The sequence below is a fragment of the Cobetia sp. 1AS1 genome (assembly GCF_029846435.1).
GTDB lineage: Bacteria > Pseudomonadota > Gammaproteobacteria > Pseudomonadales > Halomonadaceae > Cobetia > Cobetia amphilecti.
Genome location: NZ_JARWKU010000013.1, coordinates 58989 through 72548, shown reverse-complemented (window position 1 = coordinate 72548; position 13560 = coordinate 58989). Strand labels below are relative to the sequence as shown.

Sequence of the window (13560 nt, the reverse complement as noted above, 5' to 3'; positions counted from 1 at the left end):
CGGTTTTTTCACACTCACACGTCTTAGACAGCCAGTGCCTTGACGCGAGTGTTCAGACGGCTTTTCAGACGAGCGGCCTTCTTCTTGGACAGAATGTCCTTGTCGGCGTAACGGTCGAGGACCTTCTGCGCGACATTGAAAGCGGCCATGGAAGCAGCGTGATCGCCAGTCTTGACGGTCTTCAGCACGTTCTTGATGCTGGTACGCACGGCGGAACGCTGTGCGGAGTTGTGCTGACGACGAACTTCAGCCTGACGAGCGCGCTTACGTGCTTGCTTGGAATTTGCCACTTTGATGCTCCTTATGAGTCCACCCGTAGGCGCGTACTCATGAACCTGAATTTGGAAGACGTTGTCGCACCGCGACAGCGAGTCCGATCATCTCTCGCCTTTCGACACTGATGTGAAGACTTTCGAGAAATCAGCGACTTGACGTGGAAGCCCCGTCAAACCTTCGCCATCGGGGCGGACCAGCACCCGACAGGACGGCAGAGTCTAGCATGACCCGAGCGCATATCGCCAGTCTGAGCTTGCCTGCGCAGGAGTCGGGCACAGAGCTAGGAAGCAGACCTCATGGGTGCTACAGCACGATGAGGTTGTCGCGATGGATCAGTTCCGGCGCCTCGATATAGCCCAGCGTCGCCTCGATCTGATGGCTGGGCAGGCCGAGAATCCGCCCCGCATCTTCGGCGCTGTAATTCACCAGGCCCTTTGCGATGCGCTGGCCGGATTCATCGACGCACTGCACCAGATCACCGCGCTTGAAGGCGCCTTCGACCTTCCTGACGCCCACCGGCAACAGGCTGGAGCCACGCGTGGTCAACACATTGACGGCGCCGGCATCCAGCGTCAGGGTGCCGCGCACCTGCAGCTGCCCCGCGATCCAGCGCTTGCGCGCCGCGATCGGCGCATGCTCCGGCAAGAGGAGCGTGCCGAAGCGCTCACCGGAAGCCAGCCGGGTGATCACCTCGGGCTGACGACCAGAGGCGATCACGGTCAATGCGCCACTGCGCGCCGCCAGACGCGCCGCACGCACCTTGGTCGCCATGCCGCCACGTCCGAGTACGCCGCCACCGCCGGCCACCTTGACCAGTATCGGGTCGTCGGCCTGGGCTTCCTCGATCAGGCTGGCCGCCGGATCATGCCGCGGGTCCGCATCATAGAGGCCTTCCTGATCGGTGAGCAGCAACAGCGCATCGGCCTCGAGCAGGTTGGCGACCAGCGCACCGAGGGTGTCGTTGTCGCCGAAGCGGATCTCGTCGGTGACCACGGTGTCGTTCTCGTTGATCACCGGCACCACCCGCAGGTCGACCAGGGTGCGCAGCGCCGAGCGTGCATTCAGGTAGCGCTTGCGGTTGGAGAGGTCATCGTGGGTCAGCAGAATCTGCGCCGTGGTCAGGCCATGACGATGAAAATGCTCTTCATAGCACTGGGTCAGGCCATTCTGACCGACCGCCGCTGCCGCCTGCAGCTCATGCACGCCGCTGGGGCGAGCCGACCAGCCCAGCCGCGACATGCCGACGGCGATCGCCCCGGAGGACACCACGATCACCTCGACACCCCGCGCGTGCAGCGCCGCGATCTGATCGACCCAACGACCGATACCGGCATCATCCAGCCCGCGGCCGTCATCGGTCAGCAGCGCACTGCCGATCTTGACCACCACGCGTCGTGCATTGGCCAAGGCCTCGCGCCCCGATTGACTGCCCAGTTCCGCCACTTCCGCCACCTTCTGCTCCGACACCGCGCTCTCTCCTGTCATGTAATCCCTCGCCCGGCAGGCTCTGCCTCCCTGCTTGCCATTGTCTGCTCCCGCCAGCCCGCTGTCATCACTCCTCGCCGGCCCCGACAACGAAAACGCCCCGCCGCGAGACCATGAGGTTCGGGGCGGGGCGTGAATCGCGAAGCGGGTCGCTCGTCACTCGGTGGCTGCCGCGCAGGACAGCCACCGGACGAACTGAGCCCTCAGGGCGCGTATTCGACTTCGACGTCGTAATCGTCGTCATTGAAGTCGTCATCGTCCTCTTCTTCGTCATCCTTCTTGCGCTTGCGACGTGTCAGGCGCTCTTCAGCGCGCTCCAGCGACTCGTTCTCCATGCGCGCCAGCAGGGCGGCATGCGCCTCGGCAGCTTCCGGATCTTCCGCCAGCTGCAGGCGTTGCTCGCCCAGCCAGCGGTGAGCGGCCTGCACCAGCTCCTGAGTGCCGATACCGCTGGCCGCGGAGACGACGAACAGCTCGCCTTCCCAGCCCAGGCGCTCGACGAGGTCCTTGACCATCGCGTCGCGATCATCCTCAGGCAGCAGGTCGATCTTGTTGATCACCAGCCAGCGCGGCAGCTCCGTCAGTGCCGCGGAGAAGTTCTTGAGCTCCTTGAGGATCGCCTCGACCGCATAGGCCGGGTCGCTCTCGTCAAAGGGCGCAATATCCACCACGTGCAGCAACAGGCGCGTACGCGTCAGGTGCTTGAGGAAGCGCAGACCCAGGCCAGCGCCGTCAGCAGCGCCTTCGATCAGACCGGGGATATCGGCCATCACGAAGTGCTGGTGGCTACCGATCTTCACGACACCGAGGTTCGGCACCAGGGTGGTGAACGGGTAGTTGGCGACCTTGGGCTTGGCGGCGGAGACGGCGCGGATCAGCGTCGACTTGCCGGCATTCGGCATGCCGAGCAGACCGACATCTGCCATCACCTTCATCTCGAAGCGCAGGTTGCGACGCTCGCCCCAGGTTCCCTTGGAGGTCTGGCGCGGCGCGCGGTTGGTCGAGGACTTGAAGTGGATGTTACCCAGACCACGACGTCCGCCCTGCGCGACCAGCAACAGCTGACCGATTTCCGTCACGTCACCGATGATCTCGAGGGTTTCCTCGTCGATCACGGTGGTGCCGACCGGCACCTTGACGATCAGGTCCTCGCCCGCCTTGCCTGCCATCTGGCGGCCTTGACCGGCATCGCCGCTCTCCGCCTGATAATAGCGCTGGAACTTGAAGTCGATCAGGGTATTGAGCGAGTCATCCCCGATCAGGTACACACTGCCGCCGTGCCCGCCGTCGCCCCCATCGGGACCACCGCGCGGCACGTATTTTTCACGGCGAAAACTCAGGCAACCATTGCCGCCACGTCCGGCCTCTACAATGATCGACGCTTCATCAAGGAACTGCATGCTGCTCTCTCCTGACGACGACCCGGGCCGTCATGCGACAAAAAAGCCCCGCCTGAGCGGGGCTTCCTTGCAGACTGCCATGCGACACCGGGGCATCGAGCAGTCTGCGTAAGCTGTCAGACGTTTCAGGCAGAAACGATGCTGACGAACTTGCGGTTCTTCGGACCCTTGGTCTCGAACTTCACGTGGCCGTCGGCCAGTGCGAAGAGAGTGTGGTCCTTGCCGATGCCGACGCCAGTACCAGCGTGGAAACGGGTGCCGCGCTGACGCACGATGATGTTGCCGGCGATAGCCGCTTGGCCACCGAACAGCTTCACACCAAGGCGCTTGGATTCAGAATCGCGACCGTTGCGGGTAGAGCCCGCCGCCTTCTTATGTGCCATTGGATAATTCTCCTATGGTGGGTAGCGCTGCAATTAAGCAGAGATACCAGTGATCTTGACTTCGGTGAACCACTGACGGTGGCCCGCACGACGCATGGAGTGCTTCCGGCGACGGAACTTGATGATGGTGACCTTGTCGCCACGGCCGTGAGACACGACCTCGGCAGAAACCTTGGCACCTTCAACCAGCGGAGCGCCGACCTTGATGTCGTCGCCTTCAGCAACCATCAGGACTTCGTCAAACTGGATAGCTTCGCCAGTCGCGACTTCAAGCTTCTCGAGCTTCAGGGTCTGGCCTTCCTGAACGCGGTACTGCTTGCCACCGCTCTTGATAACTGCGTACATGATTCTCTCCATCGGACTCATCAAGGGTGTGCTCTTGGGTGGCCTGCTGCGAGTGGCGCCCCTTCTGGAGCCATCTGACAGGGAGCGGGATGAGTCACGGCCGCGTATTATAGCGCCACGTGCCGCGACCGACAAGCAATGTCAAGGTTTACGCGACCAATCGGCCGCCAGCCAGCGTCCTTGCGCGGGTGCACGCCTTGACGGCCATAGGGGTGCCCCATAGCATTACCGCCAAACGGCACGCCACGGCGGCCTCACCTCTCGCTACGGGCACGACGATCTCATGCAAGCCGACGCATCGACCCTTCACGCGGCAGTGGCAGATGACTTCGCCGCCGTCGACCGCACCATCCTCGCGCAGCTCGAGTCGCGCGTGCCGCTGGTCCAGACCATCGGTCAGTACATCATCCAGAGTGGTGGCAAACGCCTGCGCCCGGTGCTGGTGCTGCTGGCAGCCCGCGCGCTGGGCTATCAAGGCGAGAAACACGTTCATCTGGCCGCGCTGATCGAATTCATGCACACCTCGACCCTGCTGCACGATGATGTCGTGGATGAATCCAGCCTGCGGCGTGGCCGCTCCACCGCCAATGACACCTGGGGCAATGCGCCTTCGGTACTGGTCGGTGACTTCCTCTATTCGCGCTCCTTCCAGATGATGGTCGAAGTCGGCTCGATGGACGTGATGGCGATTCTCTCCGCTGCCACCTGTACCATCGCCGAGGGCGAAGTCCTGCAGCTGACCAATATCGGCAACGCCGACATTGATGAAGCCGCCTACTTCGAGACCATCCACGGCAAGACCGCCATGCTGTTCGAGGCGGCCGCACATGCCGGCGCGATTCTGGCCAGGGAAACCGACGACACCGTCACCCCGGCACAGGTCAGCGCGCTGCAGAACTATGGCCGCTACCTGGGCCTCGCCTTCCAGCTGATCGATGATCTGCTCGACTATCAGGGCGATGCCGAGACCATGGGCAAGAACGTCGGTGATGACCTGGCCGAAGGCAAGCCGACCCTGCCATTGATTCGCGCCATGCAGGTCGGCAGCCCGGCGCAGGCCAGTCTGGTGCGCGGCGCCATCGAGAAAGGTGGGCTGGAGCAGCTCGACGAGGTACTGGAAGTGGTGCGCCTCACGGGCGGCCTCGACTATACCCGCAGCCGTGCCCAGGAAATGGCCGACAACGCCCTGAACGAGCTCACGGCGCTGCCGGAGAGCGAATTCCGCGACAGCCTCGAGCGCATCGCGCTGTTGAGCGTCGGCCGCCAGGCCTGATACCCGCATGACGATGGCCCGCCTGGCAGGTCGTCAGTCAGTCCATCATGACAGCAGAGAAACGCTGGCAGGATGAGGTGAAGAGAAGCGCGCTTCTCGACAGCGGAATTGCCCCTTGAGACTCAGATAAAACTTTTTGACCTCAAGGGCTTGCAAAGCAAAGCTGCCTGCGTATAATTCACCTCCGTCGAGACAAGCTCACGACGCATCGGAGTATAGCTCAGCTTGGTAGAGCGCTGCCTTCGGGAGGCAGAGGTCGTAGGTTCGAATCCTGCTACTCCGACCAGATATATGAAAAAGCCGCTGATCACTGATCAGCGGCTTTTTTGATGCTGGAAGGTTTTTCCTGCCTCACAAGCCTACTTCTGCTTGCTCGCGTCTGCGACGCACTCCCCAGCGCGCTACATCCCTCAGGGTGCCCCATGCACACACTGCGTCTTGCCTTGCTGTCCCTGCTGCTGACCTCACTGCTCTCCGCCTGCGCCAGCCCACGTGCGCAATGGGAAAAGCCCGGCGCCAACAGCACACAAGCCCACAATACCTATGCGGGCTGCCAGTACGAGCTTGGCCTGACCGACAAGTCCGCCAACGAGAAGCAGACACTGCTGAAATACTGCATGGAGCGCGACGGCTACCGCCTGCAGAGTTACTGATTCATGGCGCGCACTGAACCATATCGAGCGGCGAGTCAGTCGGACATCCAGCTGCCACTCGCCTTGCGGGCCCGCTCGCGACCAGCACGTTCACGGTCGCGGCGGGCCTTTTGCTTGAGGTAGTAACTGCGCAGGGCAAGGCCGAGACCGAAGGCCAGCATCAGGGCGAATACCAGCCCCTGCCAAGGGCGGGCGGCATCGCCAAGCCAGGTCTCAAGCGCGACGATGGCGATCAGGCCGCTGGCCTGACTGGCAACGGCGATCGCACGGCTACGGTCATAATGATGTGACAGCATGGGGATATCCTTGCAGCGTCCTCGCGGCAGAGCATTGATCAGTGCGCGAGGCGTGGATGTCGAAGTCCGTCGATTATCGCATACTCGAGCCTCGCGACTGCAGCGACTGCAGCGCCTGCCACATACAGGCCGACAGGCATTGCTGCCCTGAACCCCTCCCCGGACACCGCCAGAGGATAACCGCATGGACGCCATCGCCCTGGGCCCTGCCCTGATTTCCGTCGAACGCCTCTATGCCTTCGTGGCAGCCCTGGTGATGCTGATCGAGTTCTCGCTGCTGATTCGTCTGCTGGCACGCATGCACGCCAGGGGCACGACCGCGCCCGCTCACGATTCTCCCCCGCTGAGCCCCTCGCGCTGGTTCAATCGCATGCTGGTCAGCTGGGTGATCGGTGCGCGCCTCACTCATGTCGCCCTGCACTGGGCAAGTTATCAGCAGGCGCCGCTGGATATCCTCAAGCTGTGGCAACCGGGCTACCACCTGCTCGGCGGCATGCTGGTCGCGACCCTGGCCAGCCTATGGCTGTTGCGCCGGCATGGCGCGATTCGCCAGGTCATCGCGCTGGGCAGTCTGACCCTGGGCCTGACCGCCTTCCTCGGCCTCAAGCAACTCGACCCGCTGGGCAACGACTCCGCCATCGAGGCGATGCCTGCCATCACCCTCAATCATCTGGATCGCCGCCCCGTCGCGCTGAATGACATCCAGGACGAGCTCGTGATCGTCAATCTATGGGCCACCTGGTGCCCGCCCTGCCGGCGCGAGATGCCACTGCTGGCAGAGGCTGATCAGAGACCCGGCGTCACCGTGGTACTCGCCAATCAGGGCGAGCAGGCACTGGCGGTGACCCGCTTTCTGAAAAGCGAACAGCTGACGCTCGAGTACGCGCTGCTCGACCCCGCCATGCAGCTGATGGCGCTGGCCGAGGCGCAGGGACTGCCCGCGACCCTCGTCTTCGATGGCGACGGACAGCTGATCGAGCGTCATATCGGCGAGCTGAGCCGCGCCCAGCTGGACGCCCTGCTACCGGCGTCACGGCCATAGTGCGACACGCCGCTGACCTCGCTCGGTGCGACAAAGACGCTCGCCGCAAGAAAAGGCGCTTAAGCCACGGCGTCTGATCCGGTAAGATACCGCGCCCCTGTATTCCCGATTCCCGTCTTTGTCCTACCCCGAGGCTTCATGAGCGACTTCATTCCCGGTCAGCGCTGGATCAGTGACGGCGAGGCTGATCTCGGCCTTGGCACCATCCTCAATGTCGACTTCCGTACCGTCACCGTGCTCTTTGCCGCCAGCGAAGAAACCCGCACCTACAGTCTGCGCGAAGCGCCCCTTACCCGGGTGGCCTTCGGCAATGGCGACCGCATCCAGTCCGACGATGGCGAGTGGCTGATCGTCGATGACTTCAAGGAAGTGCGCGGCCAGATCGTCTACATCTGTGAGCGCAGCGGCGAACATGCCGGCGAGCTCATCGAGCTTCCCGAAGCCCGTCTGAACGACAAGATGCAGTTCAATCAGGCGCGTGACCGCCTGCTGACCGGCCAGGTCGACCGCAATGACTGGTTCGACCTGCGCTACCGCACCCTGCGCCACTTCCATCGTGTCGAGCAGAGCCCGGCGCTGGGCCTGTCCGGCCCCAAGGTCGATCTGGTGCCGCACCAGCTCTATATCGCCGATGAAGTCTCGCGCCGTCACGCGCCGCGCGTACTGCTGGCCGATGAAGTCGGCCTCGGCAAGACCATCGAAGCCGGCCTGATTCTGCACCGCCTGCTGCTCAGCGGCCGCGCCAGCCGTGCGCTGATCCTGGTACCGGCGAGCCTGACTCACCAGTGGCTGGTCGAGATGCTGCGCCGCTTCGCGCTGGATGTCTCGCTGCTCGACGAGGAGCAGTGCAAGGCCTACGGCACACGCAACCCCTTCGAAGGCAACCAGATCATTCTGGCCAGCCAGGACTGGCTGTTCGCCAACCCGTCGCGTCAGGTCCAGGCTGCCGCCTGCGATTGGGACATGCTGATCGTCGATGAGGCCCACCACCTCGACTGGAGCGAAGACAAGGTCGGCCCGGGCTACGCCTGTGTCGAATCCCTCGCTCGCCAGACCGCCGGTGTGCTGCTGTTGACCGCCACGCCGGAGCAGATGGGGCTCGAGAGCCACTTCGCGCGCCTGCGCCTGCTCGACCCGGAGCGCTATCACGACATCGAGCGCTTCAAGGCCGAGGAACAGGGCTATGTGGCCGTCGCCAGCGCCATCGACGCCCTGGAAGCGCTGCCCGCCGATCAGTCCGGTCTCGACAGCCTCGCCAGCGTGCTGGATGACAGCGACAGCCGCGCCCTGCTCGACACCCTGATGGACAGCGATGCCGACGATGCCCAGCGCGACAGCGCGCGTCGTCAGCTTCGCGACCAGCTGCTCGATCGCCACGGCACCGGCCGCGTGATGTTCCGCAACTCACGCACCCATGTCGCTGGCTTCCCCGAGCGTCGCCTGCACGTCCACGAGCTGGAGCTGCCCTCCTCCTACCGTCGCGTGGTGCGCAAGCTGGAGCGTGACGAGGACTATCTCGATGACCTGCTGATCGAGACCGGCATGAACCACCCCGAGGTGGTGCTGTTCCTCGACGAGATGTATCGCGCCCTGCCCGATGACCGCATGAACGCGGAACCCTGGTGGCAGATCGACCCGCGGGTCATGTGGCTGCTGGAAACCCTGACCGACCTCGGCAACGAGAAGGCACTGGTGATCTGTCATACCGCCGATACCGCGCGTGAGCTGTCCGAAGGCCTGCGCGTGCTGGGCGGCGTGCATGCGCCGGTCTTCCATGAGGGCATGAGCCTGGTCGAGCGCGACCGCGCCGCCGCGGCATTCGCCTCCGAAGAGGAAGGCGTGCAGCTGCTGGTGTGCTCGGAAATCGGCTCGGAAGGTCGCAACTTCCAGTTCTGTCACCACCTGGTGATGTTCGACCTGCCGGTGCATCCGGACCAGCTCGAACAGCGCATCGGGCGCCTGGACCGCATCGGTCAGCAGTTCCCGATCGAGATCCACGTGCCGGTCTTCGAAGGCTCGCCGGGCGCCCAGCTGCTGCGCTGGTACCGTGACGGCATGGACGCCTTCAGCGCGCCGCACGGCATCGGCAGCGAGCTCTACGCCCAGTTCGGCGACGAGCTGGAAGAAGCCCTGCTCGACAGCGAAGAGATCGACAGCATCATCGAGCAGACCCGCGAGCGCTTCGACGCCCTGCAGGAAGAGCGTCAGTCCGGCCGCAACCGCCTGCTGGAACTCAATGCCTGCCGTCACGAGCGCGCCGAGGAAGTCATCGCCGCCATCGAGACGCTGGACAACGACAAGGCACTGCCCGGCTATCTGGAGCGCGCCTTCGACATCTTCGGCATCGAGAGCCGGGACCTCGGCGACGGCATCACCTATCTGGCGCCGGGCCCGCACATGCTCGATGGCCTGCCGGGGCTGGTGAAGGGCGAGGAAGGCTTCAGCGTCACCAGTGACCGCGCCACCGCGCTGTCACGCGAAGACGTGCAGCACCTGTCGTGGGAGCACCCGCTGGTACGCGAGATGCTGGTCCGCATCCTGGACGGCTCGATGGGCAACACCGCGCTGGCGCTGCTCAAGCACCCGGCGATTCCCGGTGGCCGCCTGATGACGGAAGTGGTGTTCCGCACCCAGTCCACCGCGCCGCGCGGCCTGCGTCTGGGCCGCTTCCTGCCGCCGACCGCCATCCGTGTGCTGCTGGATGAAACCGGCAGCAACCTGTCCGACAAGGTTTCCTTCGGCGGACTGGCCAAGAACCTCAAGCCGGTCAAGAAGGCGGTCGCGCGTGACCTGATCAAGCAGAGCCACGCCACGCTGCGCAAGCTGATGAGCGATGCCGAGCAGGAAGCCGAGCGCGAACTGCCGACCATCGTCGAGCAGGCCCAGCAGCAGATGCGCGAGCAGCTCAGTGCCGAACTGGCGCGCCTGGAAGCCCTGGCCAGCCACAACCCGGCCGTGCGCGAGGAAGAGCTCGAAGCGCTGCGGCAGGAACGTGCCGCGCTGGATGGCGCCATCGAGACCACCCGTCTGCGTCTGGACAGCGTGCGCGTCATCGTCACCGTGGATGCCCACGAGCGTTGAGCTGACCGCAGGCGTCAGTGATGAACCTGAAACGCCCCACCTGCCATCGGCAGGTGGGGCGTTTTGCCATGTGCGCCAGCGACAATGGCCCGCTGGACTTGCCAGATCGACCAGCGGCCGCGACGATGCCATCGCTTGCACGTCGCGAATCGCGGCCCATCACGTACGCTTTATCACCTCCGCTTCACCCCTATCGTTTCATCCTATCGTTTCATTACTACAGAGCACCCTCATGGCGAGATCATATCCAGAGAGCGACGAGGCAGCGTCAGGGCAGAGCTGGCAGGGAGAGCGCCTGGCCGAGGAAGGCGAGCGTGTCGCGAAGGTGGGGCTGTCGCTGCTGGCGGCGGGCGATGACTGGTGGGCCATCGACAAGCCGGCCGAGCTGCCCTCGGTGCCGGGGCGTGACCCTTCGCGCTTCGACAGTGTCCATTCGCGCCTGTGTCAGCTGAGCGACGATACCCGCGCCGTGCACCGTCTGGATGTGGCGACCTCCGGGGTGCTGCTGGTGGCGCGCAACGTCGAGGGCCAGCGGCGGCTGTCACGGCTCTTCCAGTCGCGCACCATCGAGAAACGCTACCTGGCCGTGGTGGCAGGGCATCTCACGCCCGCCGAGGGCAGCATCGCCCTGCCGCTGCGCTGTGACTGGCCACGCCGCCCGCGTCAGATCGTCGACTTCCCGCATGGCAAGTCGGCACTGACGCATTATCGGGTCGAGCAGCGTCTGACGCTCGAGGGCCAGCGCCCGGATGGTACGCCTCAGACCCTCGCCGCCAGCCGTGTATCGCTGACGCCGCATACCGGGCGCTCACACCAGCTACGCCTGCATATGCTGGCGCTCGGCCATCCGATCATCGGTGATGGCTTCTATGCGCGCGGAGCGGCACTCAATGCCAGCCCGCGCCTGTTGCTGCATGCGGCGCGCCTGGTGATTCCGCCAGCCAGCGACAGCGAGTCACCGCCACTGGTGCTGGAAGCGCCGCTGCCCTTCTAGCGGCGCCTTGCTGCCAAGGCTCACTTGCGTGACAGGATATCGGCGAAGGCCACGTCGAGGGTCGGGTAGTCGAAGGTGAAGCCGGCAGCCAGCAGACGCGCCGGCACCATGCGGGCGCCTTCCAGCAGCAGGGTGCTCATCTCCCCCAACCCCAGCTCAAGCGCCTTGGCCGGCAGCGGCAGGATCGCCGGACGCCCCAGACCGCGTGCCAGAGCGTGGGTGAAGCCCATGTTGGTGACCGGGTGCGGCGCGCTGGCATTGAAGGCACCGCTGAGACTGTCATCCGCCAGCAGACGCTCGATGATGCGAATCATGTCGTGGCGGTGGATCCACGGCATGTAATGGCGCCCATCGCCCAGCCGTCCTCCGAGCCCGAGCTTGAAGGGCGTCAGCAGCTTGGCCAGCGTGCCGCCATCGGCCTCCATCACCAGGCCAGTGCGGATGATGGCCAGCCGCACGCCGTATTCGGTGACGGGCATGGCGGCTGCCTCCCAGTCACGACACAGGCGATGATTGAAATCGTCGTGGGGCGTCGCCTGCTCGTCGATCTCGACATCGTCCGGCTCGCCCGCCTTGGGCTGCGCGCCGTAAAAGCCCATCGCCGAGCCGGACACCATCACCTGCGGCGCATGGCCTTCGGCGGCCAACTGCTGACACAGCATCACCAGATGCTCGGTGGTCTCCAGCCGCGAACGGCGCAGCTCACGCTTGTGATCCTCGCTCCAACGCCGCCCGGCTATCGACTCCCCCGCCAGATTGACGATGCCCTCAGGCTGCCAATCCTTGAAGGCCAGTGACGAATCCGCCGCGACCACCGTCAGCCCCAGGTCGGCAAACTGGCGCTCAGCACGCTCAGGGCGGCGCGATACGACCGCCAGCGAGTGGCCCGCCGCCGCCAGTGACTGACACAGCGCCTGGCCGACGAACCCCGTTGCACCCGTTATCAATATTCGCATGTTGCCCTCCTCGGCGATGAAGCATCGAGTGTGCCGACTTCCGCCATAAATCTATACTTATATTGTACAATTATGCGCAAGAAGTTAACTTTAGCGTATCTGCTGTCGGGTCATATGACGACCCGTCCCCCCTGAACACCGCCCGCGCAGGAGTCGCCTCCAGATGCCAGTATCGTCCATCGCCATCATCGGTGCCGGTATCGCCGGATTGTCCGCCGCCACCCGACTGGCCGCACAGGGCCATGCGGTGACGATTTTCGAGAAGGCACGCGGCCCCGGCGGACGCCTGGCCAGTCGCCGAACGAGCGAAGGCCCCATCGACATCGGCGCGCAATACTTCACGGCGCGTGATCCACGCTTCCAGTCCGCGCTCGAGCAGTGGCGGGCCGCAGGCGTTGTCGCGCCCTGGGGTGAGAGGCTGCTGAGCCTCGGCAAGTCGCCATCTGACGAGAGCCAATGGCAGCGGCTGCGCGATGACTCCACCCGCTACGTGGCCAGTCCGTGCATGAGCGCCCTGAGCCGCCACCTCAGTGAACAGCTGCCGGCCCACGCCAGCCTGCACAGCGAAACGCGCATCACGCGCCTGATCGCGGGCGATGGCACAGCGCCAGGCAAGCGCTGGCGGCTCGAGGACAGCGACGATGATCAGCACGGCCCCTTCGATCACGTGGTGATCAGCGCACCGGCGCCGCAGGCACGCGCACTGCTGAGCACGGCCGGTACCGACGCTCAGGGGGCGGCGCTCGCCGAGGACTCGCTGGCCCCAATCCTGAGTGAGGCGCTGGCGCAGGTGGAGATGGCGCCGACCTGGACACTGATGGCCACTCTGGAGACGCCGCTACCCGCGCTGGGGGGCGACGCCGACTGGCAAGGGTTGCTGGTCAGTCGCGGCGATGATGGCCCGCTGCGCTGCGTGATGCGCCAGCATTCGCGTCCCGGCCGCCAGACACCGACGCATGCTCGGGAAACCCTGAGCCTGCTGGCGACAGCCGGCTGGAGCCGAGCGAATCTGGAGAAGTCGCCACAGGAAGTCGCGACCTTGCTGTGGCAGGCCTTCGAGGCACTGCCGGAGCTCCGCGAGCTGGCGCCGGGCTGGAGTCAGGGTAAGGTCACCCTCACGGCGCATCGCTGGCGCTACGCTCACCCGACCCAGACACTGCCGCAGACCTCAGCGGCAGCCGGCCACAATGCCCATGCCCACAATGTCCATGTCCACAATATCTGCGGCCAAGGGACATCCGGGCTATGGCTGGCCGGAGATGCCCTGCGTGGCCCGCGCGTCGAGGACGCCTGGCTGTCAGGACACGAGGTAGCCGAACAGCTGCTCAACACCCTCGCCGACAGCTGATACGCTGCCGCGACCCCTCATCGCCCAC

13 protein-coding genes and 1 tRNA gene are annotated in these 13560 nt (G+C 64.7%); 7 read left to right on the top strand and 7 right to left on the bottom strand.

All coding sequences use genetic code 11. The annotated features are described in order from the left end of the window. Positions 1-23: 23 nt before the first annotated feature. From rpsT to rplU, 5 genes are all read right to left on the bottom strand, one after another. Entirely contained in the window at positions 24-290 is a 267-nt protein-coding gene (gene rpsT / locus QD280_RS16850; RefSeq protein ID WP_043335965.1) for a 30S ribosomal protein S20, read from the bottom strand. 289 nt (positions 291-579) lie between these two features. Then, entirely contained in the window at positions 580-1761 is a 1182-nt protein-coding gene (gene proB / locus QD280_RS16845) for a glutamate 5-kinase (RefSeq protein ID WP_279840055.1), read from the bottom strand. A 203-nt stretch (positions 1762-1964) separates the two neighbouring features. After that, positions 1965-3161 (bottom strand): Obg family GTPase CgtA, encoded by a 1197-nt coding sequence (cgtA, locus tag QD280_RS16840; protein WP_043335967.1) that lies wholly within the window; start codon positions 3159-3161, stop codon positions 1965-1967. Positions 3162-3286: 125 nt separating this feature from the next. Further along, positions 3287-3544, bottom strand: coding sequence for a 50S ribosomal protein L27 (gene rpmA, locus QD280_RS16835; protein ID WP_043335969.1), 258 nt, complete (start codon positions 3542-3544; stop codon positions 3287-3289). A 33-nt stretch (positions 3545-3577) separates the two neighbouring features. Further along, positions 3578-3889: a 50S ribosomal protein L21 gene (gene rplU, locus QD280_RS16830; protein WP_043335971.1), complete on the bottom strand. Its 312-nt coding sequence runs from the start codon at positions 3887-3889 to the stop codon at positions 3578-3580. 283 nt (positions 3890-4172) lie between these two features. On the opposite strand from rplU, the gene ispB reads away from it, so the two are divergent. The 3 genes from ispB (at position 4173) to QD280_RS16815 (ending at position 5815) form a co-directional block, all read left to right on the top strand. Further along, complete coding sequence (gene ispB / locus QD280_RS16825) at positions 4173-5162, top strand: octaprenyl diphosphate synthase (RefSeq protein ID WP_279840054.1); 990 nt, start codon at positions 4173-4175, stop codon at positions 5160-5162. Positions 5163-5371: 209 nt separating this feature from the next. Further along, positions 5372-5448 (top strand) — tRNA-Pro (locus QD280_RS16820). A gap of 136 nt (positions 5449-5584) precedes the next feature. Next, positions 5585-5815: a hypothetical protein gene (locus QD280_RS16815; RefSeq protein ID WP_054556922.1), complete on the top strand. Its 231-nt coding sequence runs from the start codon at positions 5585-5587 to the stop codon at positions 5813-5815. A 35-nt stretch (positions 5816-5850) separates the two neighbouring features. On the opposite strand, the gene QD280_RS16810 is transcribed toward QD280_RS16815, so the two are convergent. Next, a complete protein-coding gene (locus tag QD280_RS16810) occupies positions 5851-6111 on the bottom strand; it encodes a hypothetical protein (RefSeq protein WP_279840053.1) in 261 nt (86 codons plus the stop codon). A 184-nt stretch (positions 6112-6295) separates the two neighbouring features. On the opposite strand from QD280_RS16810, the gene QD280_RS16805 reads away from it, so the two are divergent. The 3 genes from QD280_RS16805 to QD280_RS16795 all read left to right on the top strand — a co-directional run bounded on the left by QD280_RS16805 (position 6296) and on the right by QD280_RS16795 (position 11228). Continuing rightward, positions 6296-7153 (top strand): TlpA disulfide reductase family protein, encoded by an 858-nt coding sequence (locus QD280_RS16805; RefSeq protein WP_279840052.1) that lies wholly within the window; start codon positions 6296-6298, stop codon positions 7151-7153. A 138-nt stretch (positions 7154-7291) separates the two neighbouring features. Beyond that, positions 7292-10234, top strand: coding sequence for an RNA polymerase-associated protein RapA (rapA, locus tag QD280_RS16800; RefSeq protein WP_107335838.1), 2943 nt, complete (start codon positions 7292-7294; stop codon positions 10232-10234). 232 nt (positions 10235-10466) lie between these two features. Further along, on the top strand, positions 10467-11228 hold the full coding sequence (locus QD280_RS16795) for an RluA family pseudouridine synthase (RefSeq protein WP_279840051.1): 762 nt from the start codon (positions 10467-10469) through the stop codon (positions 11226-11228). A gap of 20 nt (positions 11229-11248) precedes the next feature. On the opposite strand, the gene QD280_RS16790 is transcribed toward QD280_RS16795, so the two are convergent. Continuing rightward, positions 11249-12184, bottom strand: a complete 936-nt coding sequence (locus QD280_RS16790; protein WP_279840050.1) for a TIGR01777 family oxidoreductase — start codon at positions 12182-12184, stop codon at positions 11249-11251. Between the two features lie 163 nt (positions 12185-12347). Between QD280_RS16790 and QD280_RS16785 the strand changes: the two genes are divergently transcribed. Continuing rightward, entirely contained in the window at positions 12348-13532 is a 1185-nt protein-coding gene (locus QD280_RS16785; protein WP_279840049.1) for an FAD-dependent oxidoreductase, read from the top strand. Positions 13533-13560: the final 28 nt, after the last annotated feature.